The organism is Paenarthrobacter sp. PH39-S1 (assembly GCF_030063245.1).
In the GTDB taxonomy this organism is placed as follows: domain Bacteria; phylum Actinomycetota; class Actinomycetes; order Actinomycetales; family Micrococcaceae; genus Arthrobacter_M.
Genome location: NZ_JASISR010000003.1, coordinates 156,330 through 179,778, shown reverse-complemented (window position 1 = coordinate 179,778; position 23,449 = coordinate 156,330). Strand labels below are relative to the sequence as shown.

The 23,449-nt window shown below is 65.1% G+C and carries 18 protein-coding genes and 1 pseudogene; 12 read left to right on the top strand and 7 right to left on the bottom strand.

Going from position 1 to position 23,449, the window contains the following annotated elements; all coding sequences use genetic code 11:
* Positions 1-26: 26 nt before the first annotated feature.
* On the bottom strand, positions 27-1,760 hold the full coding sequence (locus tag QMG52_RS03385) for a bifunctional 3'-5' exonuclease/DNA polymerase (RefSeq protein ID WP_283559019.1): 1,734 nt from the start codon (positions 1,758-1,760) through the stop codon (positions 27-29).
* A 259-nt stretch (positions 1,761-2,019) separates the two neighbouring features.
* On the opposite strand from QMG52_RS03385, the gene QMG52_RS03380 reads away from it, so the two are divergent.
* The gene (locus tag QMG52_RS03380) at positions 2,020-3,378 is read left to right on the top strand and encodes an MFS transporter (RefSeq protein ID WP_283559018.1); all 1,359 of its coding nucleotides are present in this window, start codon (positions 2,020-2,022) and stop codon (positions 3,376-3,378) included.
* Positions 3,379-3,440: 62 nt separating this feature from the next.
* Here QMG52_RS03380 and mmsB read toward each other — a convergent pair whose 3' ends face one another.
* The 5 genes from mmsB to QMG52_RS03360 form a co-directional block, all read right to left on the bottom strand.
* Positions 3,441-4,343, bottom strand: coding sequence for a 3-hydroxyisobutyrate dehydrogenase (gene mmsB, locus QMG52_RS03375; RefSeq protein ID WP_283559017.1), 903 nt, complete (start codon positions 4,341-4,343; stop codon positions 3,441-3,443).
* Positions 4,344-4,402: 59 nt separating this feature from the next.
* A complete protein-coding gene (locus tag QMG52_RS03370; protein ID WP_283559016.1) occupies positions 4,403-5,521 on the bottom strand; it encodes an alcohol dehydrogenase catalytic domain-containing protein in 1,119 nt (372 codons plus the stop codon).
* Between the two features lie 51 nt (positions 5,522-5,572).
* The gene (locus QMG52_RS22100) at positions 5,573-5,923 is read right to left on the bottom strand and encodes an enoyl-CoA hydratase/isomerase family protein (RefSeq protein WP_502920437.1); all 351 of its coding nucleotides are present in this window, start codon (positions 5,921-5,923) and stop codon (positions 5,573-5,575) included.
* A gap of 75 nt (positions 5,924-5,998) precedes the next feature.
* A complete protein-coding gene (locus QMG52_RS03365; protein ID WP_283559015.1) occupies positions 5,999-7,222 on the bottom strand; it encodes a CaiB/BaiF CoA transferase family protein in 1,224 nt (407 codons plus the stop codon).
* Entirely contained in the window at positions 7,219-8,043 is an 825-nt protein-coding gene (locus QMG52_RS03360) for a maleate cis-trans isomerase family protein (RefSeq protein ID WP_283559014.1), read from the bottom strand. The genes QMG52_RS03365 and QMG52_RS03360 overlap by 4 nt, the downstream gene beginning before the upstream one ends.
* Positions 8,044-9,106: 1,063 nt before the next feature.
* Between QMG52_RS03360 and ssd the strand changes: the two genes are divergently transcribed.
* From ssd to QMG52_RS03325, 7 genes and pseudogenes are all read left to right on the top strand, one after another.
* A complete protein-coding gene (gene ssd / locus QMG52_RS03355; protein WP_283559013.1) occupies positions 9,107-10,279 on the top strand; it encodes a septum site-determining protein Ssd in 1,173 nt (390 codons plus the stop codon).
* A pseudogene (locus QMG52_RS03350) lies at positions 10,276-11,382 on the top strand (TadA family conjugal transfer-associated ATPase); the annotation flags it as partial. The gene ssd and the pseudogene QMG52_RS03350, both read left to right, overlap by 4 nt.
* A gap of 620 nt (positions 11,383-12,002) precedes the next feature.
* On the top strand, positions 12,003-12,629 hold the full coding sequence (locus QMG52_RS03345; protein ID WP_283559012.1) for a hypothetical protein: 627 nt from the start codon (positions 12,003-12,005) through the stop codon (positions 12,627-12,629).
* The gene (locus QMG52_RS03340) at positions 12,626-13,201 is read left to right on the top strand and encodes a type II secretion system F family protein (RefSeq protein WP_283559011.1); all 576 of its coding nucleotides are present in this window, start codon (positions 12,626-12,628) and stop codon (positions 13,199-13,201) included. Before QMG52_RS03345 ends, QMG52_RS03340 begins: the two co-directional genes overlap by 4 nt.
* 150 nt (positions 13,202-13,351) lie before the next feature.
* Positions 13,352-13,642, top strand: coding sequence for a DUF4244 domain-containing protein (locus tag QMG52_RS03335; protein WP_283559010.1), 291 nt, complete (start codon positions 13,352-13,354; stop codon positions 13,640-13,642).
* Positions 13,639-14,169: a TadE family type IV pilus minor pilin gene (locus QMG52_RS03330; RefSeq protein WP_349361646.1), complete on the top strand. Its 531-nt coding sequence runs from the start codon at positions 13,639-13,641 to the stop codon at positions 14,167-14,169. The genes QMG52_RS03335 and QMG52_RS03330 overlap by 4 nt, the downstream gene beginning before the upstream one ends.
* A 98-nt stretch (positions 14,170-14,267) precedes the next feature.
* Positions 14,268-14,654, top strand: coding sequence for an Rv3654c family TadE-like protein (locus tag QMG52_RS03325; protein ID WP_283559008.1), 387 nt, complete (start codon positions 14,268-14,270; stop codon positions 14,652-14,654).
* Between the two features lie 5 nt (positions 14,655-14,659).
* Here QMG52_RS03325 and QMG52_RS03320 read toward each other — a convergent pair whose 3' ends face one another.
* Positions 14,660-17,041, bottom strand: coding sequence for a DEAD/DEAH box helicase (locus QMG52_RS03320; protein WP_283559007.1), 2,382 nt, complete (start codon positions 17,039-17,041; stop codon positions 14,660-14,662).
* A 166-nt stretch (positions 17,042-17,207) separates the two neighbouring features.
* Between QMG52_RS03320 and QMG52_RS03315 the strand changes: the two genes are divergently transcribed.
* The 4 genes from QMG52_RS03315 (at position 17,208) to topA (ending at position 23,414) form a co-directional block, all read left to right on the top strand.
* Positions 17,208-17,672, top strand: a complete 465-nt coding sequence (locus QMG52_RS03315) for a hypothetical protein (RefSeq protein ID WP_283559006.1) — start codon at positions 17,208-17,210, stop codon at positions 17,670-17,672.
* A gap of 28 nt (positions 17,673-17,700) precedes the next feature.
* On the top strand, positions 17,701-18,585 hold the full coding sequence (gene trhO / locus QMG52_RS03310) for an oxygen-dependent tRNA uridine(34) hydroxylase TrhO (protein ID WP_283559005.1): 885 nt from the start codon (positions 17,701-17,703) through the stop codon (positions 18,583-18,585).
* A gap of 115 nt (positions 18,586-18,700) precedes the next feature.
* Positions 18,701-20,437: a DUF7059 domain-containing protein gene (locus QMG52_RS03305; RefSeq protein WP_283559004.1), complete on the top strand. Its 1,737-nt coding sequence runs from the start codon at positions 18,701-18,703 to the stop codon at positions 20,435-20,437.
* A 226-nt stretch (positions 20,438-20,663) separates the two neighbouring features.
* Positions 20,664-23,414 carry a type I DNA topoisomerase gene (gene topA, locus QMG52_RS03300; protein ID WP_283559003.1) on the top strand — a complete coding sequence of 917 codons (2,751 nt, stop codon included), beginning with the start codon at positions 20,664-20,666 and terminating at the stop codon, positions 23,412-23,414.
* Positions 23,415-23,449: the final 35 nt, after the last annotated feature.

The following is a 23,449-nucleotide window of genomic DNA, read 5'->3' as shown; positions in this document are numbered from 1 at the left end:
TTGGGGCGGGGGACTGACGGGAGGTGTCATTTGGCGTCGGCGTAGGAGTCGACGACGGTGATGTTGACCGGAAACGCGATCGGTATCTCGCCGAAGAGCAACCGCGTTGCCGTCTGAGAAGACTCCTCCACCAGCCGCCTGACCGTCTGTACCTGGTCCTCCGGCGCATGAACCATCACCTCGTCGTGCAGGAAGAAAACGAGTTCCGCTTCCTTGGCAGCCCCGGTACCGTGCACCGCCGCGCGGTCGGACGCCAAGGTGCGCAGCCGCCGTCGTAATTCAGCCAGCCAGCAGGCGGCCCAATCCGCAGCGGACCCCTGCACAACGAAATTCCGGGTAAAGCGCCCGCGCGATCGGGCCGTGTTTTCGGCCCGGCGCTGTTCCTCCGCGGTGCTGCTGCGCTGACCGGCGAGCCAGTCCGACGACGGCGGCGGACAGCTGCGTCCCAGCCGGGACGTCACCACCTCGCCGCGTTCCCCGGCGCGGGCGGCTGCTTCGACAAAACCAACGGCTTCCGGGTAGGTGCGGGTCAGCTGCGCCATCAGCCGGCCGGATTCGCCGGTGGTCGCCCCGTAAATGGCACCCAACAGCGCCCCCTTGGCCTTCGCCCGGTCCCCACCGAAGCCCTGCGCGGCAATCCCGGCATAGAGATCCTTATCCCGGGCGGCCTCAGCCATTCTGGTGTCCCGGGCCAACGCAGCCAGCACGCGGGGCTCCAGCTGGGCGGCGTCCGCCACGATCAGTTTGCAGCCCGGATCCGCGTGGGCTGCGCCGCGTATCTGTTGGGGAATTTGCAGGGCGCCGCCGCCGCGCGAGGCCCAACGGCCCGAGACCACGCCGCCAACGACGTATTCGGGACGGAACCGGCCGCCGGCCACCCATTGATCCAGCCACGCCCACCCGTTCGCGGCATGGAGCCGGCTGATTTTCTTGTACGCCAGCAGTGGTGCAATGGCCGGGTGGGTGATCTGCTGAAGCTCCCAGGATCTGGTGGTCTTCGTCTCGATGCCGGCCCGGTGCAGGGCCCGCATCAGTTCCTGGGCGGAATCCGGATTCAGAGCAGGGGCGTTGAGCTCCTCGCGGAGCCGACCGGCCAGGAATTCAAGCTTCTCCGGCCGCTGCAGACCGGCCGGTCGAGGGCCCAGCTGATGGGTGAGGATCTGTTCGTGCAGGTCTTCGCGCCACGGCAGCCCGGTGTGGCGCATTTCCGCGGCAATTAACGCGCCGGCGGACTCGGCCGCCAGGAGCAAGGCCAGACGGCCCGGCTGAACGGAGCGGCGGACGGCTTCCAGCTGGGCGGCGAATTCCTGCCGCAGGGCGTCGATAAAGGGTCCGCCCTGGTTGACGGGCGTATCAAAGAGGCTGTCCTGATTCGCGGCTTCGGGGCTCGGGTCAAGAATGTCATCAAAGCGGAGCGGGGCCGTGGTATTGGCGTAGTCAGTGTCTGCGGTGAGGGCCGAAAAGACCAGGATGTTGCGGCATAGTGCCACGTCATGGCAGCGCTCGACACTGACGCCGGCGTCCAGCAGCGGTGGATACCAGCTCTGCGTCCGATTCCACACCCAGCGCGGCCGCTGCTCGTTTTCCAACTGTGTTACGGCCGCCGGTAGGTCGGCAACTGCCAGGGTGCGTCTGGCAGCCGTGGCTTCTCCAAGGGCGTTGAGGGGGATAATGTCCGCACAAGGGCCAATGGGCGCGCTCTGGCTGTCGGTGCCCTCGGGGGCGGCGCGCGCGTCGGATGCGGCCAGCAGCAGGTACATGCCTCCATTGTCTCCTGTGCCCCAGCGTCCGGCGATTTTGGGCGCTGCTGGTGGGGGCTGGGACTTGTGGGCTGTGCGCCTGTGATTTCCGCCGCTGCATTGGGTTCCTTGACAACTTACTCGACTCTGGCTAAACAGTTAGGTGTAAGCACGGTGCACACGACACACACAGTCGTGGAAAGCGAGCGCACCCCGTTACCCGAGCCCGGGCGGCGTGCCTGGACCCAGTTGAACGTTCAACAGGGAAAGTGAGACAGTAATGTCCAAACTCGAGCCGGCTGCAGTGAGTGGCCTCGAACAGCGAAGTCAGGCGCGCAAAGCGGCGATCGCCAGCACCATCGGGACGACAATCGAGTGGTACGACTACTTCCTCTACGGCACAGCGGCGGCACTGGTGTTCCCACATGTGTTCTTCCCCCACATGTCCCCCTATCTAGGGCTGATCTCCGCGTTCGCCACCTACTTCGTCGGCTTCCTGGCCCGTCCGGTCGGAGCGGCGATCTTCGGGCACTGGGGCGACCGGATTGGCCGCAAGGCGATGCTGATCATCACGCTGCTGATGATGGGGATCTCGACCGCGCTGATCGGTGTGCTTCCCGGTGCGACGACCTGGGGCGACGCTGCACCAGCCGTCCTGATCATCCTTCGCATCTTTCAAGGCATCGCCGTCGGTGGCGAGTGGGGCGGTTCCATTCTTCTTTCGATGGAATGGGGTGACCAGAAGCGCAGAGGGCTGATGGCCAGCTGGCCGCAGCTTGGTGTCGCCATCGGCATCATTCTCTCCACCGGTCTGCTTGCCGTGTTCAACGGCATCATGGGCACGGACGCCTTCATTGCCTGGGGCTGGCGGATCCCGTTCCTGCTCAGCCTGGTCCTGGTCGGCATCGGGCTTTACATCCGGCTCAAAATCCTGGAGACCCCGATGTTCGCCGAGGTGGTCAAGACCCAGAAGACCCAAAAGGCTCCGGTTCTCGAGGTGATCAAAAGGTACCCGAAAGCGATCATCCTGTCGGCGCTCTTGCGGATGTCGGAGCAGATGCCGTTCTACATCGTGACCGCGTTCGTGTTGTCCTACCTGACCGACAAGAACCACAATTACTCGTACAACTTCGTTCTGATCGGCACCATGATCGCGGCGGCCATCGAGCTCTTTTGTGTGCCATACTTCGGGCACCTGTCCGACACGGTCGGTCGCAAAAAGATCTACCTGATCGGGGCGGCCATCACCGGCGTCTGGGGCTTTGTCTACTTCGCACTTCTCGACAGCGGCATTGGTTGGCTGGTCTTCGTTGCCTTGTGTGTGGCGCTCATCCCGCACGCGATGCAATACGGCCCGCAGGCGTCGATCATTGCGGAGAACTTCCCGACCAACCTCCGGTACACCGGCGCTGGGCTGGGCTACCAGCTAGCCTCGATCATCGCCGGTGGGCCGGCCGCACTGGTTGCCACTTTCCTGCTCCATCAGTTCGGAACCGGGTATGCGGTATCCGTATACATACTGGTCTCGGCCCTGATCACGATTGCTGCGGCTTTCGGGCTAAGGGACTACTCCAAGTCCGATATCTCAGACCCCGAAACCTATGCACGAGAGGTTAAAGGCTCGCGGCGCGTTTCGTAGCCGCTGACCGGGGAGCCGGCACCTTCGGGACCTCCGGGAGGGGCCGGCCGCTCCTACAGCAGCTACTGCTGCTGCTCCAGCGTGCCGTCCACCAGCTTGACGATTATGGAGCAGTCTTTGCCGGCGTCGCCGGCGTCGATCAGACGCTGGTACAGCTGCTCGACGTGCTCGCCGATGTGCAGCGGAGTCCCGGTGCCCTTGGCCGCAGCGATGGCGAGACCGATGTCCTTCTTGGCCAGCTCGACGGTGAAGGTGGGCGCAAAGTCGTTGTTCGATGCCGCGGTGGACACGACCCCGGGGATCGGGTACCAGGTACGCAGCGCCCAGCTGTCCCCTGATGAAACTGAGGCGATATTCCAGAACACCTGCTTATCGAGCCCAAGCCGGTCCGCCAGCACGGCACCTTCGGCCGTGCCGGCGAGGTTGATGAAGAGCATGAGGTTATTGCAGATCTTGGCGGCCTGACCCGTGGTGGCACCACCGGTAGGGATGATGTTCCCGGCCATGGGCCTGATGAAGACGCCGGCATCCTCGACCGCGTGGCTCTCCCCGCCGACCATGAAGGTCAGCGTTCCGGCACGCGCCCCGCTCATTCCTCCGGAGACAGGGGCGTCCACGAAGCGGAACCCGGCGGCGGCGGCGGCATCGTGCAACGTCCGCGCGGATTCGATGTCGATGGTGGACGAGTCGACCAGCAGGGTCCTCGGGTCGGCGTGGGCCAATACGCCGTCGTCGTTCAGGTAGACCGCTCGGGCGTGATCGCCCTTGGGCAGCATGGTGAAGACGACGTCGGCGCCCCCGACCGCTTCTGCGATGCTGCCGACAAGCTTCACGCCGGCTGTCCCGGCCGCCGCCATGGCGGCCTCGCTTAGGTCGAAGCCGCGCACCTCATGCCCGGCGTTGACCAGGTTCGCGGACATGCCGCCGCCCATGTTGCCAAGTCCGATCCATCCAACTACAGCCATCGTCAAGCTCCTTCACTCGGTTACGTCAACCAGTTCAGTTATCACGAACTCTTGCGGCGTCACGCCTGGAACAGCCTGCGCACCACGCGGCCTGCCGCCAAATCATCCAGGCCTTCGTTTATTTCTGCCAGCGGCCTGGTGTCGGAGTGCAGCAGCTCCACCGGAAGTTTCCCTTCCCGCCAGTACCCCAAGTAGAGGGGGATGTCCCGGCCCGGCACGGCGTCGCCCATGTAGGAACCAAGCAGCCTTTTGCCGGCGCCGGCGAATTGCAGGGCCGGCACGACCAGTTTTGCGGAAGGATGCGGCAGACCGACAGAGACGACGGCACCGCCGCGGGTGATCAGATCCAGGCAGGAGACGAGGACCGCAGCCGAACCCACCGCTTCGATGGCCACGTCCACACCATCTCCGGCAGCCTCGGCGACCAGCCGCGCGGCGTCGTCGGGCGTCCCCACCGTGCTCGCCCCGCAGTCCAGGGCGAGCTGGTGCTTTGCCGCATTCGGGTCGATCGCGATGACCGCGGATGCTTCGGCGAGCGTGGCTGCCATGACGGCGGAGAGGCCGATGGCGCCGAGCCCGAAGATTACGACAGACTGGCCCGGCTGCACGGCGGCGGTATTGCGGACCGCCCCCGCGCCGGTCAGCACCGCGCAGCCGAACATCGCGGCAACGGCATCGGGCACGTCGTCGTCTATGACCACTGCGGATTCCCGAGCCACGACAGCGTAGTCGGCGAACGCGGAGACTCCCAGGTGATGGTTGATCCTCTCTCCTCCGGCGGTTTTCAGCAGGGCTTCCCCGTGCAGCAGGTCGCCGGAGCCGTTGACAACGGCGGCCCGGTGGCACAGCGCCGGCCGCCCGGCGGTGCAGGCCCGGCAGCTGCCGCAGCTGGGTACGAACACCAGCACGACGTGGTCGCCGACACTCACATCCCTTACGCCTTCGCCCAAGGTGAGCACGCGGCCGACTGCTTCGTGGCCCAACGCCATGGGCAACGGGCGGATGCGTGACCCGTCCACCACGGACAGGTCGGAGTGGCAGAGGCTTGAGTAGACGATGCGCACGCCGAGCTCGCCGGCGCGCGGCTCCGGCGCCACCAGCTCCTCGAGGACCAACGGTTTCGCCGTTGAATAGCTGGTTCCGGCAGGAACGGTGGAACGGAGGACGGCGGCGCGCATCTTATTGACCCTTCAATGGTTTACCTCACAGAACGAAAGTTACTTCCCAGCCTAGGTGCCCGTCCCGGACGGACCGATCCGTCCGGTTGGCGAGGATCGCCGACACGAGAATTCGAGCTGGGAGGTAGGCATGCCAATGCGGGCCGAACTCCCCATCAACTGCAGGTCGCAGGCGAGTGCGAGCTGGCATACTGCCACTGCCGCCACTCCTTCGATTGCGGCGACTGTCGGCACAGGAATGTCTCCGACGGCCAGCAGTGCTGCGGCTATCGCGACGAAAGCGGTTCGGACGTCGTCGGCGGATGCATGCACGAACTCCCTCGAATCCGAGCCGGAACAAAAGCACCTCCCCGGCCCGCGGATGACCGCCGCTGTGGTCAATATCGTGGCCTTCAGCGACATGGCCGCCTCTCCCAGCGCCCGCCCTGAGCTTTGCCCAGTGCGTTGAGTATCTCACGTCTCCGATGGTGATGGTCGTCACTCGACTGCACCGCTCGCGTGGAGGCCTGCAATATCAACGGCATCGTACCCGAGGCCGGCCAGGATCTCGTCGGTCTGCTGGCCCAACAGGGGCGGCGGCATCCGGACGCTCGCCGGGGTCCGAGTGAGCCGAATCGGGCAGCCAACCGTGTTCACCCTCCCCGCCGTCGGGTGTTGCATTTCGACCACCATTCCCCGCGCAACGACCTGCGGATCCTGCACTGCCTGGCCAACGGTCTGGATGGGGCCCACCGGCACCCCGGCAGTGTTCAAAGTGTGCACCCATTCTTCTGTGGTGTGCGTCAGCATGATGTCCTCGATCACCGGGATCAGAACGTTTCGGTTCTCGACCCGTGCCGCATTTGTGGCAAACCGTTCGTCGCGGAGGAGATCTTCGCGTTCTATGGCGGAAGTGAAGCGTTTCCACAGTCCGTCATTGCCCACCGCCACCATTACATACGCGTCCGAAGACGCGAACGCCTGATATGGTGCGATGGTGGGGTGTGCTGAGCCGTAGCGCCGGGGCGTATTCCCGCAGGCGAAATACCCGCTCGCCACATAAGTCAACCACGCGACAGAGCCATCCAGCAGGCTGATGTCCACCCACTGACCTAGGCCCGTCCGCTGCTTCTCATGCAGGGCGGCCAGTATCCCGATCGTGGCCCACATCCCGGCGACCAGGTCTGCACTGCTGACGCCGACCCTCACCGGGGGACCGTCCGCCTCCCCGGTGACGCTCATGATGCCGCTTCGCGCCTGAGCGATCGCGTCGTAGCCTGCCCGCCTGGCTTCAGGACCGGTCTGCCCGTAGCCGCTGATCGACGCATAGACCAATCCGGGATTCGCCTTCGAAAGTTCATCAAATCCGAAGCCGAGACCCGCCGCCGTGCCCGGTCGAAAATTCTCCACCAGCACGTCTGCCCTCGCGGCCAGCTTCCACACTGCCTCACGCCCCTCGGCAGACTTCAGATCCACGGCCATGCTGCGTTTATTGCGGTTGACGGAGAGGAAGTACGCTGCTTCTTCTCCCTGGAACGGTGGGCCCCACGCCCTGGTGTCGTCACCGGTTCTGGGTTGTTCGATCTTGATCACGTCGGCACCGAGATCGGCCAGGGTCATCGTGGCAAATGGGCCGGAAAGTATCCGAGTCAGGTCCAACACCAACAGATCCTGTAGGGCGCCCCGCGGTCCGTCCGCTGCCGGGTCTGCAGATGCCGTCATGCGAGTGACGCCGACGCATCGACGGTGGAGGGGTCGGCAAGCAACCGACCTGCACCGGCCATGGCGGGCTCGTGGCCAAGCGCCCGGAGGATCTCGTACGCGGTGGCTGTCGCTGCGGTGACGACCGGGAGACCGAGTTCGTCTTCGACTTGTTGGACTGCGTCCAAGGACGGCATCTGCACGCAGGCCGAAAGGACAATCGCGTCGACACCGACGCGGTCAAGTCTCCGGGCGATTTCCGGCAGCTTCCGGGTGTCCAAGCGGCCGACTTTCAGGTTGTCTGCGACCGCCAGCCCGATCACGTCCTGGACGGCGATTCCCGCGCCTTCGATGTAGTCACTGACGAGCCTTGTGAGGTCCGGCATATACGGTGCGACCATCGCAACCCGGTGTGCGCCCAACTCCTGTAGCGTGCGGACCAGAGCCCCTGCGCTGCTCGTCACCGGGGCCGGGTGCCCGTTATCGGCTGCCGCATGGGTCATAAGGGTTTCCGAGCGCTTGTGTGCCCAAGGGCCCTGGGCCATCACTGCCACCAGACACGCGTAGGCAATCACATCCACGTCGGCATCCGAGACCGCGTCGGCGCACTCGGCCGCCTTGTCGACCATCGCGGCCAGTTCCTCAACCGTGACGTTGCGCAGCTTTGCTCGAGCCGAATGAAATGTATAGCGATGACCCGTAGCAGCAGACTGTCGCCGGAACAGTTCCGGTAGTTCCGTCTCCATGGTCGTATTGGAACTGGGGACGATCAACCCGATTTTCGACGAGCTGGCTGCGACGTACGTCGACAGCCCCCCGTCATCATCCTCGAAGTTGTCCATGTTTGGTCTCCAGGTGACATCGGAATCCTCGAACCCACGGTGGGGCCCATACCTATATTCTGGATCCGGATTTCTTGCTGTCAAGGGGAGCTCTCGTGCCGCACTCGATGGCGACAGCTCAGAATCTGATCCCCAGAGGTTGTGGGAAGGGCGTCGTGGTGCGAAGCGCTTGGATCCTGCCATGCGGAGGACCGGCCGTTTCGACATCAAGATCCGGGATGTCTACCCGATGGAAATAGGCCGCCGACGCTGATTGGCACAGCGAATCAGGCCACCTGCACGGAAAAATCGAGCTGGTGTGCCCGGTTGACCCGATCCCGGAGATCACAGCGTTGCGACGGCCGATTCGATGGTGGGGCCGAGCTCGCCGATTGAGCGGCAGCAAAGGGCGGCCGCGGCCCAAGGGTGTCGACGTGCGTGGCCGGGACGAGCCAGCCGAACGCAGGGGAGCCCGGATTGAAGTGTGCCTCGAACGTCCCGCGCCGATGAGGCCATGTGGCAAGGTGTCCGATCGAAGCGCCAGCGCGGTGGTAAAAATCGGCGGACACATCCGGACACATCCGGCCACAACGGCCACGTCGCCATACTGGCCAGTAAGCCTGCCGAGTCGGCGACGGTGTCTTCGGGTCTGCGTCGATCCGGAGTTCCCGATAGGTGCTTGCGAGCGCCTGCTCACTGAGCTCGCGGAATGGGATCCACGGTGTGCACTCGCTGTGGAGGGCCTTGTTGCAGGCATCCCATCGGTCGTCGATCTGCGGGGTCCGCGGCACGCGCGCACGCCGATAAGGAGGTACGTGGATCCATTCTCCCCTGTGCCCCTGGTGCCCTTTGCGCCTGCGATTTCCACCCCTGCGGGATGCGCGCCCGGGCGGGCGGCGTGTGCACGGCCAATATATGTCATTCGCGGCCTTGGAAGTGACTGTCAGTGACAGCTCGCGGTGGCGCCGCCGTGGTGGCCGTACCCCGCCCTCACCACTCCTCCACGAGCACTCCTGCACCGCCTCGGGTCCACATATTCGAAGCTGCACCAAGATTCCCGCTCATCGGGGCGAAGACTGAGACGATGCCGGAACAATCGATAGCCAGGACGCGCAGAGCCATGCGTCTGCCGAAGGGGACCGGCGCAGCTTCGGACCCCCAAGCGGCTGCTACCGACCACACCGGTAACCGGGCCGCGTGGCTGCCGCCGAACGGCAGCCGGGTCTTGCTGGTGACGGAATCCGGTCCGCTGCACGATGAGATTGGGCGGGTTGCCGCTGCTGCCTCTGTCGGACTGATGGTCTTTCCTACGGTTGAGGAGGCGCGCGGAGAGTGGGACGCCGCTGCCGCCGTAATGGTCGGGATCGATGTGGCATCGGACTTCCGGCGCCGGCGTGGCCCGACCCTGCTGGTTGGATTCTCCGCCGAAAGGGAGCAGCTGTGGCGGCAGGCATCGCTTTCCAGCGCGGATCGGGTCGCCGTCCTGCCCGAGGCGTCCGAATGGCTGGCGGAATTCCTCAGCCAGCTGCGCGACCCGGCCGCGGAAGGTTTCATTCTCGGCGTTGTTGGCGGCTGTGGTGGGGCGGGTGCGTCCACATTGGCCGTCCTGCTGGCCGCCTGCGCGGCGACGGCTGGTGTTCGGACGTTGCTGGTTGACGGTGACGAATGGGGAGGGGGTCTGGACATCGCCGTGACCGCCGAGGAGCCTGCCGGCCTGCGGTGGCCGGATCTACTGGCAGCGTCCGGCACCATCAACCCCGACCAGTTGGCAGCCTCGCTGCCTGTCGTCGCCGGATTCTCATTGCTTTCATGGGGCGGGTACGGGGCGTCCAGCGGGACTGATTTTGGCCCCGGAGCAACCGGCGCCCAAGTCCTGCGGGCCGCCCGGCGCGGCTATGAGCTCGCAGTGGTGGATCTTGGCCGCAACCGGAATGCACTGTCGTCGCTCGGGAAGCATTGTGATCAGCTGCTAACGGTGGTTCCAGCCCAATTGCGGTCGTCAGCAGCGAGTGCCAGGCTGCTAAACGACCTTCCCTCGCTGCCGACGGCGCTGGTGGTCCGCGCACCGCTGCGTGAAGGGCTGGATGTGCAACTGATCGCGGACTCCGTGGGTTGCGCAGTCCTCGGGATCATGCCGGTTCTGCGCGCCGCCGCGGCAGCGACCGAACGTGGACAGCTGGCCGATCTGGCCAAGTCCCGAAAGGTCAGGCGGCTTGCCGACCGCGTTCTGGTAAGCCTGCGGAGTGTGCCGGGATGAGACGTCATTCCCAGCTCCCGCGCTTGCACGCCGTGGATGAAACGCTCCTGGACACCGTGCGCCGCGCGGTGCTCTCGGAGGCCGGGCCTGTCACGTCGCTTCGTGTCGCGGCAGCGGTGCGGGATAGCGGCAGGCTTTTAGGGACGGCCGGATCGCTGGCCGCGGTGGAGAGCATCAATGCCGAGCTCAGCGGACTGGGACCACTCCAACCATTGCTGAAGGACCCGGAAATCACCGACATCTTCGTCAATGGCCCGCGGTCGGTGTGGGTGGACCGCGGACAAGGGGCGGAAGTCGTGGATATTTCCTTTACGGGCGAAGAGCAGCTCAGGGCGCTTGCTGTGCGGCTGATTGCTTCCGGCGGACGACGGTTGGACGACGGCTCACCTTGTGTTGATGTAAGGCTCGACGGCGGCTTCCGGATTCACGCGGTTCTGCCGCCGATCTCGGCGCAGGGGGTGATCCTGTCGGTCCGGATCAGACGGGCAGAGGTCTTTGCCATGGACGAGCTGGTGCTCTCCGGGTTTGCCGAGCCAGGCATCGCTGCATTGCTGCGTGCCGTCATCGGCAGGCGGCTCAGTTTCCTGATCAGCGGCGCCACCGGAACGGGCAAAACCACCCTGCTCTCGACCCTGCTTGGAATGTGTCAGCTTCGCGAGCGGCTTGTGCTGATCGAGGACGCCGCGGAACTCGAACCGGATCATCCCCACGTGCTGACGCTGGAGGCGCGGCACGCCAACGCCGAGGGCGGAGGCGCGGTGGAGCTTACCGAGCTGGTACGGCAGGCCCTGCGGATGAGCCCAAGCCGGCTGATTGTGGGGGAGTGCCGGGGCGCGGAGGTGCGGGAGTTGCTCTCAGCCCTGAACACCGGCCATCGGGGCGGTGGGGGCACGATCCATGCGAACAGTGCGTCGGATGTCCCCGCGAGGCTGGCGGCTCTGGGCGCGCTCGCCGGGCTGAGCACCGAGGCCGTGGCAATCCAGGCTGCCAGCGCGCTGGACGTAGTGGTGCATCTCGAACGGCATCCCTCCGGGCGCAGGGTGGCGGAAATCGGGGTGGCGACATTGAAAGCGGGCAGGCTCGAGGTCGCACCGGCGGTGAGCATTAAGGATGGATCGTCCGCCGGTGTGGCCACCGGCCGGCGGTCCGCGTCGCCGGCGGAGCCTCCGGGGCCGGCGGCCGGCCGCCGCACCCGCAGGCTGGTTTACGGGGCTGGTTGGGAGCAGCTTCGGGAGCTCTTGGGTGGCCCGGACCCCGGCCTGCCGGCCCCCTCCGACGATCGCGGTGACGCCGATCAGGTCTTCGCCGATCGGGTCCAGCAGGAGCAGGCCGCCCACGATCGGGATTCCGCAGACCGGGATTCCCCCTACCGGGATTCCCCCGACCGGGATTCCCCCGATCGGAACTCCGCCTGCGGTGGCCGTGAAGTGCAGACCGCTGGAGATCGGGGTACCGCCCGGAGCAGGAGGCGCGGGTGAACCTGATCCTGATATTCGTTTTTCCGGCGCTCGGCTGCGTGGTTCTTTCGTTCTCCGGCATCCGGTGGATGACCGCAGTGCGAGAACAGGGGAGGAGTGGCCGCACTTCCGGGGTATACGCGGACCCGTCGCCTGGTCTTGGCGTGGCAACCCGCGACGGGATCCGAAATGAGCGCGGCCGGCCGCGTTCGTCCCGCGTGCGTCAGCTGTTCGGAGGGCGGCCGCATGCGGCGGATACTGCCGAAATGGCGAGGCTGGTCCGGGAACTGTCCGCTCTGCTCGCGGCTGGCCGCTCGGGTCAAAATTTGTGGGCGGATATGCTGGCAACCAGGGTTGCGGCGCCGGTTGCGGCTGGCAGAAGAGCCACTGCATCCGGAGCACAGCTGCTGTTGGCAAGCGGCGGCCAAGGGCTGAACGCGCAGCTCCTCCAGGCGGCGTACCAGGCCACCGTTTTAGGGCTCAGCGCCAGTTCGGCGATCCGGTCCGGCTGCGCAGCTGTCAGTGTCTCCGCTAGTCAATACCCGCAGTGCAAGCACTGGCAGGAGCTGGCTGCCTGCCTGGATGTCGCTGAGATCAGCGGGTCGCCGCTGGCCGCCGTGCTGCAACGGTACGCCGTGCGACTGGAGTCGGAAATGGACGCCGCCGCCAGCCGGGAAACATCGCTTGCCGGGCCAAAGGCAACCGTCCGGCTGCTGAGCTGGCTGCCCCTGCTGGGTCTCCTCTTGGGAATGCTTATGGGTGTTGACCCGCTGGCGGTTCTTTTCGGTGGTCCGGTTGGCTGGGCCGCGCTCTCCATCGGCGTCGCCCTGATGGCTGCCGGCCGTTTCTGGTCCGGAGCCCTGATCAGAGCAGCGGCACGTGATTCGCCGTGACAGCGTGGCTATGGCTGGCATTTGCCCTCCTTGGCGCGTCGAATGCATTGTTGCTGCCGTCCACCGGGAGTGGCCGTTGGCGGCAGCTGGGTGCAGTTCGGAAACGGATCGGCGATTCGGACACTGATGGGCCGGGCGGGGGCATCGCCAACCTTCCGCTCATGCTGGAACTGCTCGCAACCTGTCTCGATGCCGGACTCCCGCTGTCCCGGTCTCTGGAACTCCTCGCCGCTGTAACAACGACACGGACACGGGAGGGCCTGGCAACAGTGGTTGCAGGCCTGAGCATCGGGGCTTCTTGGCAGACGTCCTGGCGCCCGGTCAGGGGACATCCGCAAATGGGCGGATTGTACGAGGCGCTGACCTTCGCCGCCGTAACGGGTGCGCCCTCGGCTACGTTGCTTTACGCTGAGGCGGCCCAGCTGCGCAGGTCCGCCCAGCGTGAGTCCGAACACCGTGCGGCGTCCCTCGGCGTGAAGTTAGTGATCCCCTTGGGGCTTTGTTCGTTGCCTGCTTTTCTGTGTCTGGGAGTAGTCCCCGTGGTCGTGGCCATGGTGCCGTCATTCCGCTGACGGCGACAGGCAGACAAGCCCTCCACAACGTTCGTCGGTGGCAGCGGGATGCACCTCTTTACATCGGCCACTGTCGCTGACGGAACTGGAAAGGGATCGTTTAAATGGAACCCGCCGCAGGGGCGGCCCGGAACGATCAAGGAGGATCAGATGGCAAAGCCAACAGGAATACGAACCGACGAGGCAGGGAAGGAAGGCCCAGCCGACATGGAGTATCACAACGTCTCGGAAATCTATCCGGGAGCCACCGCCGGGTACCTGGTCCGGGAATCCGGACGCCTGCGGCGAAGGGACGCCGAACTGGGGATGGCGACCGCTGAATATGCAATCTGCACTTTGGCAGCGGTGGGATTCGCCGGATTGCTGGTCGTGATCCTGAAAAGCGATGAGGTGCGAGGCTTCCTGCTCGGCATCATCCGCACCGCTCTGAGTCTGCCGTGACGTTGGGTCCAGCGCGTGGTTTCGGGTGCGCTTGGAACAGCACAGGCGAGGGGCCCTATAGCCGGCCTGCTTGTCAGCGGAATTTTGTGTCATGCCACGTTCGGGGCGGTCGGCAGCGCGGGTCCGTTACGGCCGAGTTGGCAGTTGCACTACCGTCGCTGACCGTTCTCTTGGCACTGCTGTTGCTGGCGGCGCTGATCGGGGTGACACAGCTGAGACTGGAAGAATCTGCGCGTTCCGCAGCACGTGCCCTGGCACGGGGAGATCCAGCAGCCACCGCCGTGGCAGCTGCCAGGCAGATCGCTGGACATGACGCAGAGGTAGCTGTCAGTAGAGCGGGCGGCTATGTCCGAGCGGAAGTCAGTATTCGGGTCTCCGGCCCGCTATCGGGTCTGGTGAGTTGGCCTCTGACCGCGGATGCGGTGGCAAGGCAGGAATCTGTGCCGGTCGCGGTAGCGGTAGAACTGGTTCCGCAGAAGAGCTGGCATAACGGCGGCAGCGACCCCTCGCCTGGACCAGGACCATGACTGCGGCAGGTGTCGGCACTATGTCCAGCGCGATGACGCGACTCAGGTCCAGCTCGATGACGCGACTCAAGTCCTGCCCTGTGACGGGTCCGGGAATAGTGACTGGATCGACGACTCCGGCCCAGGCAAGGCGTCCCGGTGCCCCAGACTGCGGTTCGGGCACTGTCCTGACCGTTGGATTAGCGTTGGTCCTGCTCATGCTGCTGGCAGCGCTACTTCTCCTGGCTCAGGCCGCCATCGGGGCGGCCCGGGCCGCAACCGCAGCCGATCTTGGAGCCTTGGCAGGCGCCGATGCCGCCCGGAACATCATTACCGGTGAACCATGCGGCGTAGCGGAAGACATCGTGGTCCAGCATCACGCCGTAATGGTCAGCTGCATCGTGGGAGGTCCTGACGGGGAGATCGTGGAGGTCAGGACGAGGGTCATTCTGGCGGGTGCGTGGGGAGCGGCAACCGGGCACTCTCGTGCAGGACCACCGCCCTAATATGACTACTGCGCCGTGGCGCCACGCCGGTGCTCGCTGAATGGTGGCGTCCCGTCGGCTACGGCTGCTCCGGCCAGCAGAATGTCGATCAGCTGCACGGCGCCTCCCTTGTCCAGAGGATTGTTCTTATTGCCACATTTTGGGGATTGCACGCAGGACGGGCAGCCGGCGTCGCATTCACAGGCGGCAATGGCATCACGAGTGGCCCTAAGCCAGATCCGTGCGGCTTCAAAGGCACGCTCGGCAAATCCGGCCCCGCCCGGATGGCCGTCGTAGACGAAGATGGTCGGCTGACCGGTATCCGCGTGGATTGCCGTGGATACTCCGCCCACGTCCCAGCGGTCGCTCGATGCCACGAGCGGGAGCAATCCGATGGCGGCATGTTCAGCAGCGTGCAGGGCCCCCGGAAACTGCGGTTCGGTCAGGCCACCCGCGAGCATCGTCTCGTTGTCCAAGGTGAACCAGACCGCCTTGGTGAACAGGTCATGGGCGCCCAGATCGAGGGGTTCTTCACCGAGCACCTCGTTGGAGACAAACGCTTTGCGCTGAAAGGAGACGACCTGTGTGGTGACCTGTACCTCGCCGAAATGGATTTCGACCGGGCCCCAGAGTTCGTGCCGCAGAGAACGGAGGACCTCGATCTGGGTGACGTCCCGGGCCGTGGTGTAGTAGTCCGGGTTGCCTCGCCTGACCACGGCACAGTGGTCCTGCTCGTTGAGTTCCTCGACCACAAAAGTTTCACCTTGATGGACATAGACGGCGCCCCGGTGAGCCTGGTAATGGGACTGGGGCGAATCCATCGTGCCCAGCAGCGAGCCGGTGTCCACGTCGACAATGCTGATCGGGCCGCCGCCATCGGCCCTGAGATTGACCATCCCCGCAGCGCTCTGCGGATGGGTCCAAAACCAGCCTGCAGGCCGACGGCGCAGGTAGCCATCCTTGACCAGTTGGTCCAAAAGCTTCAGCGTTGCCGGCCCGAACAGCTCCAGGTCCCCTGGTCCCAGCGGAAGCTCTGCAGCGGCAGCGCACAGGTGCGGACCCAGGACATAGGGGTTGGAAGGGTCAAATACGGTGGCTTCCACCGGAACATCGAAAATGGCTTCGGGGTGGTGAACGAGATAGGTGTCCAAGGGATCATCGCTGGCGACGAACGCGGCTACGGCGGCCTGCCCGGCGCGGCCAGCGCGGCCGATCTGTTGGAATAGGGATGCTCTGGTGCCAGGCCACCCGGCGATCAGTACGGCGTCCAGGCCGGAGATATCGATGCCCAGTTCCAGCGCGGACGTGCTGGACACGCCCAGCAACTCACCGGAACGGAGGGCCTTCTCTAAGGCACGTCGTTCTTCCGGTAGATAGCCGGACCGGTAGGCCGCGATGCGCTGGGGAAGGCTGTGGTCCACCTCGTCCAGCAGCCGCTTGGCAATGCCTGCGATGGTCTCGGCGCCCCGTCGGGATTTAATGAAGGCGATGGTGCGGATCCTGGCCGAGACCAAATTGGCCATCAGATCGGCGGTTTCGGCGATGGCCGTGCGCCGCGCTGGGGCGCCGTTTTCGCCTTTGAACTCCATCAGGGCAGGCTCCCAAAAAGCCACCGTGGTGGAGCCGTGCGGAGAGTAGTCCTGCGTTAATCCGGTCACAGAAGCCCCGATCAGCCGGCCGAAAGACACCTCAGGGTCGGATGATGTGGCCGAGGCCGCAATGAAGACCGGATCGGCTCCGTAGTATGCGCAGATACGGCGCAGCCTGCGCATCAGATTGGCCACATGGGAACCGAAGACGCCGCGGTAGCTGTGGGCCTCATCGATGATGACGAATTTCAGCCGCCGGAAGAATCCGGCCCACCAGATGTGGTTGGGCAGCACGCCAAAGTGCAGCATGTCAGGGTTGCACAGGACAAAGTTGGCATGGTCCCGGATCCAGCGACGCTCGGCGGTATCGGTGTCGCCGTCGTATGTCGCCGCCCGGATGGTGGGCAGGTGCAGGGAGTGGATGGCAGCGTACTGATCTGCCGCGAGCGCCTTGGTCGGGGAGAGGTACAGCGCCACAGCACCGTCCGGATTGATTTTTCCCGGTTCCGCCAGCACCCTGAGCTCCGCGCGGTGAACGGCGTCCAGTGCCGGCAGCTGGTAGGCCAACGACTTGCCGGAGGCCGTTCCGGTGGCAATGACGACGTGCCCGCCGTCGTGGGCCAGCTGGGCGCCTTGGACTTGGTGCCGCCACGGCTCGTGCACGCCCAAAGCGGCGTAGGCGTCGACGATGTCGGGATGCACCCAGCCGGGCCACGGCTCCGTGACGGCCGTCCGGGCCGGGATTTTCCGCACATGCTGGAGCTGCTCCGGAGCCGGCCCGCGGCCCAGCAGCGGGATCAGTGAATCATCCAATGCCACCCATGTATTCTGTCACCCGCCGTCCGGCACGCCATGCCGCCGGCCGCCCGCACCCACGCCGCCCGAACCCCACGCCGCTCGAACCCCACGCCGCCGGCCGTCCGGCACGGACGCTGCTGGGCAGCCCGTGACGGTGCATCCGGCGAGGGTTTGGTTCAATAGGGAGATGAAATCCTCAGAGGCCGACCTGAATCGTGAGCCGTTTGCCGTGCCGGGGTCCTATCTGCTGCTCCTCACCGGCGCCATCGCGGCGCTGCAGTTGAGTGCACAGTACCTGCGCGGCAACATGGTGCTGCTGATCGTCGTGTTCGCCTCCGTGGCCGCGGCCGCGCTCCTGACGGCGAAGCTGCTGGCGCGCTCCGGGCCGTTCCCCCGGATGTGGCCGACGGCGAACTCGGTGCCGGGGATCAAACGCGGCGGCCTGGGCCTGTTGCTGGCCATGGTGTTGTTCTTCCTCCTTCCGCCGGTGGTGATAGCGATCCTGGGGCGGCTGCTTTCGGCTTTGCCCATGCTGCTGCAGGCGGTGCTGCTGTGGTTGGTGCTGGTCGGCGCTTTGGCCCTCGCCTACCGCGGCGTAGAGGCTTTCTTCAACCGCAGAATACGCCGTTTCGCCGCGGCGACGCCCGGCTGAATTTGCCGCCGGCCCGTAGGCTTGAACCGTGGCTTTGAACCGAATTGTGCTTTTTTACTGCTTCACCCCCGTCGCGGACCCGGTCGCGGTCCGGCTCTGGCAGCGTGCGTTGTGCGAAAAGCTGGGCCTGCGCGGGCGCCTCCTGATTTCCAGCGATGGTATCAACGCCACCGTCGGTGGGGAGCTGCGGAACGTCAAACAGTATCTCAAGACAACCCGCGAATACCCCGGATTCAAAGCCATCGACGTCAAATGGTCGGACGGGTCAGCGGAGGACTTTCCCCGGTTGAGCGTGAAGGTCCGGGATGAAATCGTCAGTTTCGGCGCGCCAGGAGAGCTGAAGGTGGACGGGGCCGGCGTCGTCGGCGGAGGAACGCACCTCAAACCCGAGGAGCTGCACACACTGGTCGCGGATAAGGGCAACGACGTCGTTTTTTTCGACGGGCGCAATGCCTTCGAAGCCCAGATCGGCAAGTTCAAAAACGCGGTGGTGCCGGATGTGGCCACCACCCATGACTTCATCAAAGAGCTTGATTCCGGCAAATACGACGGGCTCAAGGACAAGCCGGTGGTGACGTACTGCACCGGCGGTATCCGTTGCGAGGTGCTCAGCTCGCTGATGGTCAACCGCGGTTTCAAAGAGGTCTATCAGCTCGATGGCGGGATCGTGCGGTACGGCGAAACGTTCAGGGACGCCGGGCTCTGGGAAGGCTCGCTCTACGTCTTCGACAAGCGGATGCACCTTGAATTCAGCGAAGATTCCAAGACCATCGGCGGTTGCGTGCGCTGCGATGGCCCGACCAGCAAGTTCGAAAACTGTTCCAACCCCGACTGCCGCAACCTGGCGCTCTACTGTGCCGGGTGCGCGGCTGGCCCGGAAACACTGCTCTGTCCGCAGGGCTGCGCGGTTTAAGCGGTAGGCTGCCGAGGTACCTCTGCCCGGTAAATGAGCCGGGCCAGCGCCGTCGGTCCAAGGCAGCCGGCGGCGGAGCCGGTCCGCCGTCCGCAGCTGGGCTGCCCATAAACTGATGACTGTGACTGATTTTGCTAACGTCCCGGACGCCCCTGTCAGCGAGGATCCGGCGTTGCTCGCGGCGCTGGCACGGGACCTGACCGCGCTGGGCTACACGGTCGACGGCGTCGAGGCACTGTTGGGCGTCGAGGCGTACCAGGCGTTTACCCGGGACCAGGCCGTCCCGGCGCTGCTGAAAACCCGGGACGACGACGGCGGCTTGGCCGCCGTCGTCAGGCTCTGGCTGCTGGCGGAGCCGGTGGCGCGCGGAACGCTCGCGGCCGCTCTGCCGGAATCCGGCGTGGCTGCTCTGCTGGCACTGCGGCTGGTGGACGCCGATGGGCCGGACGCGCTGCGCGCCGCCGTCGACCTTCGGCCCTATGGCTGGCCTGCGAACGACGACGGCAGCGGCGGGGCAGAGCTGTGGGTGGCGAGTGACCTTGCCGCCCATCAGCGGCCCGGCGTGCTGCGCCGGGATCACGTGCTCGGCATCGGGCAGGCCTCGCTGACCCTGGCGCAAAGCATCGTCCGCACCCCGGTCGCGCGTGCGCTGGATGTGGGCACCGGCTGTGGTATCCAGACCTTCCACCTGCTGCACCATGCGGACCAGGTGGCGGCGATCGATATTTCAGAGCGGGCGCTCGCCTTCACCCGATTCAACCTGCTGCTGAACGCCGTCGAACTCCTGCTGGATCCGTCGGATCTGCAGGCGCGCGTCCGGCTGTTCCGCGGCAGTCTGCTGGAGCCGGTTGCCGGGGAGACGTTCTCTTTGGTGGTGTCTAACCCGCCGTTTGTGATCACACCCCGGCACCGCGGCGAGAGTGCGCGGGACCGGTTCACCTATCGGGATGGCGGCCTGCCGGGAGATGAAATTGTCGCGGAGCTGGTGCGCGGGCTGCCGGCGGTGCTGGCGCCGGGTGGGACCGCGCAGCTGCTGGGGAATTGGGAAATACGCGACCCGGGCGCCGGTGGAGACCCCGACGCAGCCCCCGATACCGGCACTGACCCCGACGCAGAGGCCGGCTCCGGCGCGGACATGGACCCCGACGCGCGCCCCGACGCGCGGCCGGGAACCGGCAGCTGGTATGCAGGGCCGGAGTCCTGGGTTCCGGAAGCGGCCGATGCCTGGTTTATCCAGCGCGAACAGGTGGGACCGGGCCAATACGCGGAAACCTGGCTTCAGGACGCCTCCGAAAACCGGGACCGTGCGCTCTACGCGGAGTCCTACGCCGCGTACCTCGACGATTTCGCCTCGCGCGGTGTCCGTGGGATCGGCTTCGGCTTGATCTGGCTGCGCAATCCGTTGGAAAAATCCGCCGGACCCCGGATCCGACGCTTCGAGGAGATTCTGTACCCGATAGAACAGCCGGTCGGCCCGCACTTGGGCGCCGCCGTCGGGCATGCCGACTGGCTGGCCGGGCTTGCACCGGGCCGTCTGCAGGACACCCGACTGACCGTGGCCGAGGACGTCACCGAAGAACGCCACCAGCGTCCCGGGGCCGAACATCCCGGGGTGATTCTGCTCCGCCAGGGTGCCGGGCTGCGCCGTACCAACCTGCTCAGCACGGAACTGGCCGGTTTTGTCTCGGTCTGCGATGGCGAACTAACGGTCGGGCAGATCATTGGGGCGCTGGAGGCGCTGCTGGGCCGGGAGGAGGACGGCAGCGCATCCGACAGCTTCACCCACGGGCTGCTCGAGGAGATCCGTCAGCTGATCCTGGACGGCTTCCTCCTCCCCATCACCCCCAGTTGAGCCCCGCCCCAACCGAACCGCCCTTCCCAACTGAGTCGCATTTGTTGCACTCAAATCGCGTTTTGAGTGCAACAAATGCGACTCAGTTGGGAAGGGGAGACGGCCAGATGGCCGTGGGCCCGGACGTGCAGTTAGACGGGCGAATGCACGTTGGGTGAGAAAATATGGTGAACTAGGCTCTCGGGGGCTGAGTCTGCCCACCTAACCTGTCCCACGTAGGAGTACCGTGCCCACCAAGGCAACAGCTGCCAAGCCGAAGTCCGGCAAGAAGCTAGTCATCGTCGAGTCACCCGCCAAAAGCAAGACCATTGGCAAGTATCTTGGCGAGGGCTTTGTGGTCGAGGCATCCATCGGCCACATCCGTGACCTGCCGCAGCCTTCAGACCTCCCGGCGGAGCTGAAAAAGACCTCCATCGGCAAGTTCGCCGTCGATCTGGATAACGACTTTAAGCCCTACTATGTCGTCTCGCCGGACAAAAAGAAGAAGGTCGCCGAGCTTAAGGCAGCGCTCAAGGACGCCGACGAACTCTATCTCGCAACTGACGGTGACCGCGAAGGCGAGGCCATTGCCTGGCACCTGCTCGAGGTGCTCAAACCCAAAGTCCCTGTATATCGGATGACGTTTGCGGAGATCACCAAGGAATCCCTGCAGCGCGCCCTCGGCAATCTGCGCGACCTGGACACGGATCTGGTGGATGCGCAGGAGACCAGGCGCGTCCTGGACCGTCTCTATGGCTATGAAATTTCGCCCGTTCTCTGGCGTAAAGTTTCCCGTGGGCTCTCCGCGGGACGGGTGCAGTCCGTCGTCACGCGGATGGTGGTGGTGCGTGAGCGTGAGCGGATGGCTTTCCGGTCCGCCTCCTACTGGGATCTTGCGGGCACCTTCACCCCGCTGAACTCGGACGAGGCTTTCCGGGCCAAGCTGGCGTCCCTGGACGGCCAGCGCGTCGCCTCGGGCCGCGATTTCAACGACGCCGGCGAGCTGACCGGAAAAAACGTGGCACATCTGCGCGAAGAATCTGCCAAAGCCATAGCGTCGGCCCTGGAAACGGCAGATTTCACCGTCCGGTCGATGGAGCATAAGCCCTACACTCGTCGTCCGGCCGCACCGTTTACGACGTCGACACTGCAGCAGGAGGCGGGACGTAAGCTGCGTTTCTCGTCCAAGAGCACGATGCAGGTGGCGCAGCGGCTGTACGAAAACGGGTACATCACGTATATGCGTACGGATTCCTCGGCGCTCAGCGACGAAGCCGTCAATGCCGCGCGCCGACAGGCAGCGGAGCTGTACGGAACGGAGTTTGTACCGCAGGCCAAGCGCGTTTACGCGAACAAGAGCGCGAACGCGCAGGAGGCGCACGAGGCCGTCCGGCCCGCTGGAGACTCCTTCCGCACGCCCGCTCAGGTAGCCGGTGCGCTTAAGGGCGACGAATTCAAACTGTACGAATTGATCTGGAAGCGTACGGTCGCCTCGCAGATGGCGGATGCCAAAGGCTCGACGGCGACAATCCGGCTGGGCGCTGCGTTTACCGGGCCTTCCGGGAACCAGGACGCGGAGTTCTCCGCCTCCGGAACGGTGATCACCTTCCGGGGCTTCCTGGCCGCCTATGAAGAGGGCAAAGACGAGGTCCGCGGTTCGGAGGATTCGGACGCGGACCGCCGGCTGCCGAATGTCAAGGAAAACGACGCCCTGCGTGCTGCCGACGTGGCCGCCCTGGGCCACGAAACCTCGCCTCCCCCGCGCTTCACCGAGGCTTCGCTGACGAAGGAAATGGAAGAGCGCGACATCGGCCGGCCGTCCACCTACGCGTCCACGCTCTCCACCATCATGGACCGCGGTTATGTCCGCAAGCAGGGTTCGGCGCTGGTGCCCAGCTGGGTGGCGTTCTCCGTGGTCCGGCTGCTGGAGCAGCACTTCACCGATTATGTGGACTACAAATTCACCGCCGGCATGGAAACCGGTCTGGACCGCATCGCCAAGGGTGAGGAAGTGGGCGCCAACTGGCTCAAGCACTTCTACTTCGGCGACGATCACGACGCCGGCTTGCTGAACATTGTGAACAATCTGGGTGAGATCGATGCCCGGGAGATCAATTCCATCCCGATCACGGACGGCATCACCCTGCGGGTCGGCAAGTTCGGGCCTTATCTGGAAAGCTCCGTCCCCACTCTGGACGAAAAGACGGGGGAGATCATCGAGTCCGCCCGGGCGAACGTCCCCGAGGATCTTGCTCCGGATGAGCTCACCGCCGAAAAGGCCGTAGAGCTGATGAACACCGCCGCGCCGGAGGAACGCGTGCTGGGAACTGACCCGGCGACCGGGCGTTCCGTGGTGGCCAAGAACGGTCGCTACGGTGCCTACGTGACCGAGATCATCCCCGAGCCGACGGCTGAGGAACTGGCGAATGCTCCGGTGGAATATTACAAGAACGGCAAACCGAAGCCACCGAAAAAGCCCGTCAAAGCCAAGCCGCAGACCGGCTCCCTGTTCAAATCGATGACGGTTGAAGAGGTCACCTTGGATCAGGCTCTGCAGCTGATGAGTCTGCCACGGGTGCTGGGGGCCGATGCCGAGGGCCATGAGATCACGGTGCAGAACGGCCGGTTTGGTCCCTACCTGAAAAAGGGGACAGACTCGCGCTCTATCGGCACCGAAGAGGAGATCTTCACGATCACCCTCGAGGACGCGCTCGCGGTTTATTCGCAGCCCAAACAGCGCGGTGCCCGGGCCGCGGTGCCGCCGCTTGCTGAATTCGGTGAGGACCCCGTCTCCGGCAAGGCAATTGTGGTGAAGGAAGGCCGATTCGGCCCGTACATTACCGACGGCGTCACGAACATTACAGTTCCCCGGGACACGTCCATGGAGGAACTGACGCGTGAACGTGCGGTGGAGTTGCTGGCGGACAAGCGCGAGCGGGGCCCGGTCAAACGGACCACCAAGGCGCCGGCCAAGCGCAAGGTCGCGGCCAAGAAGTAGGGACCGCGCCTTGGACGGACGACGGCGGCTGGCTG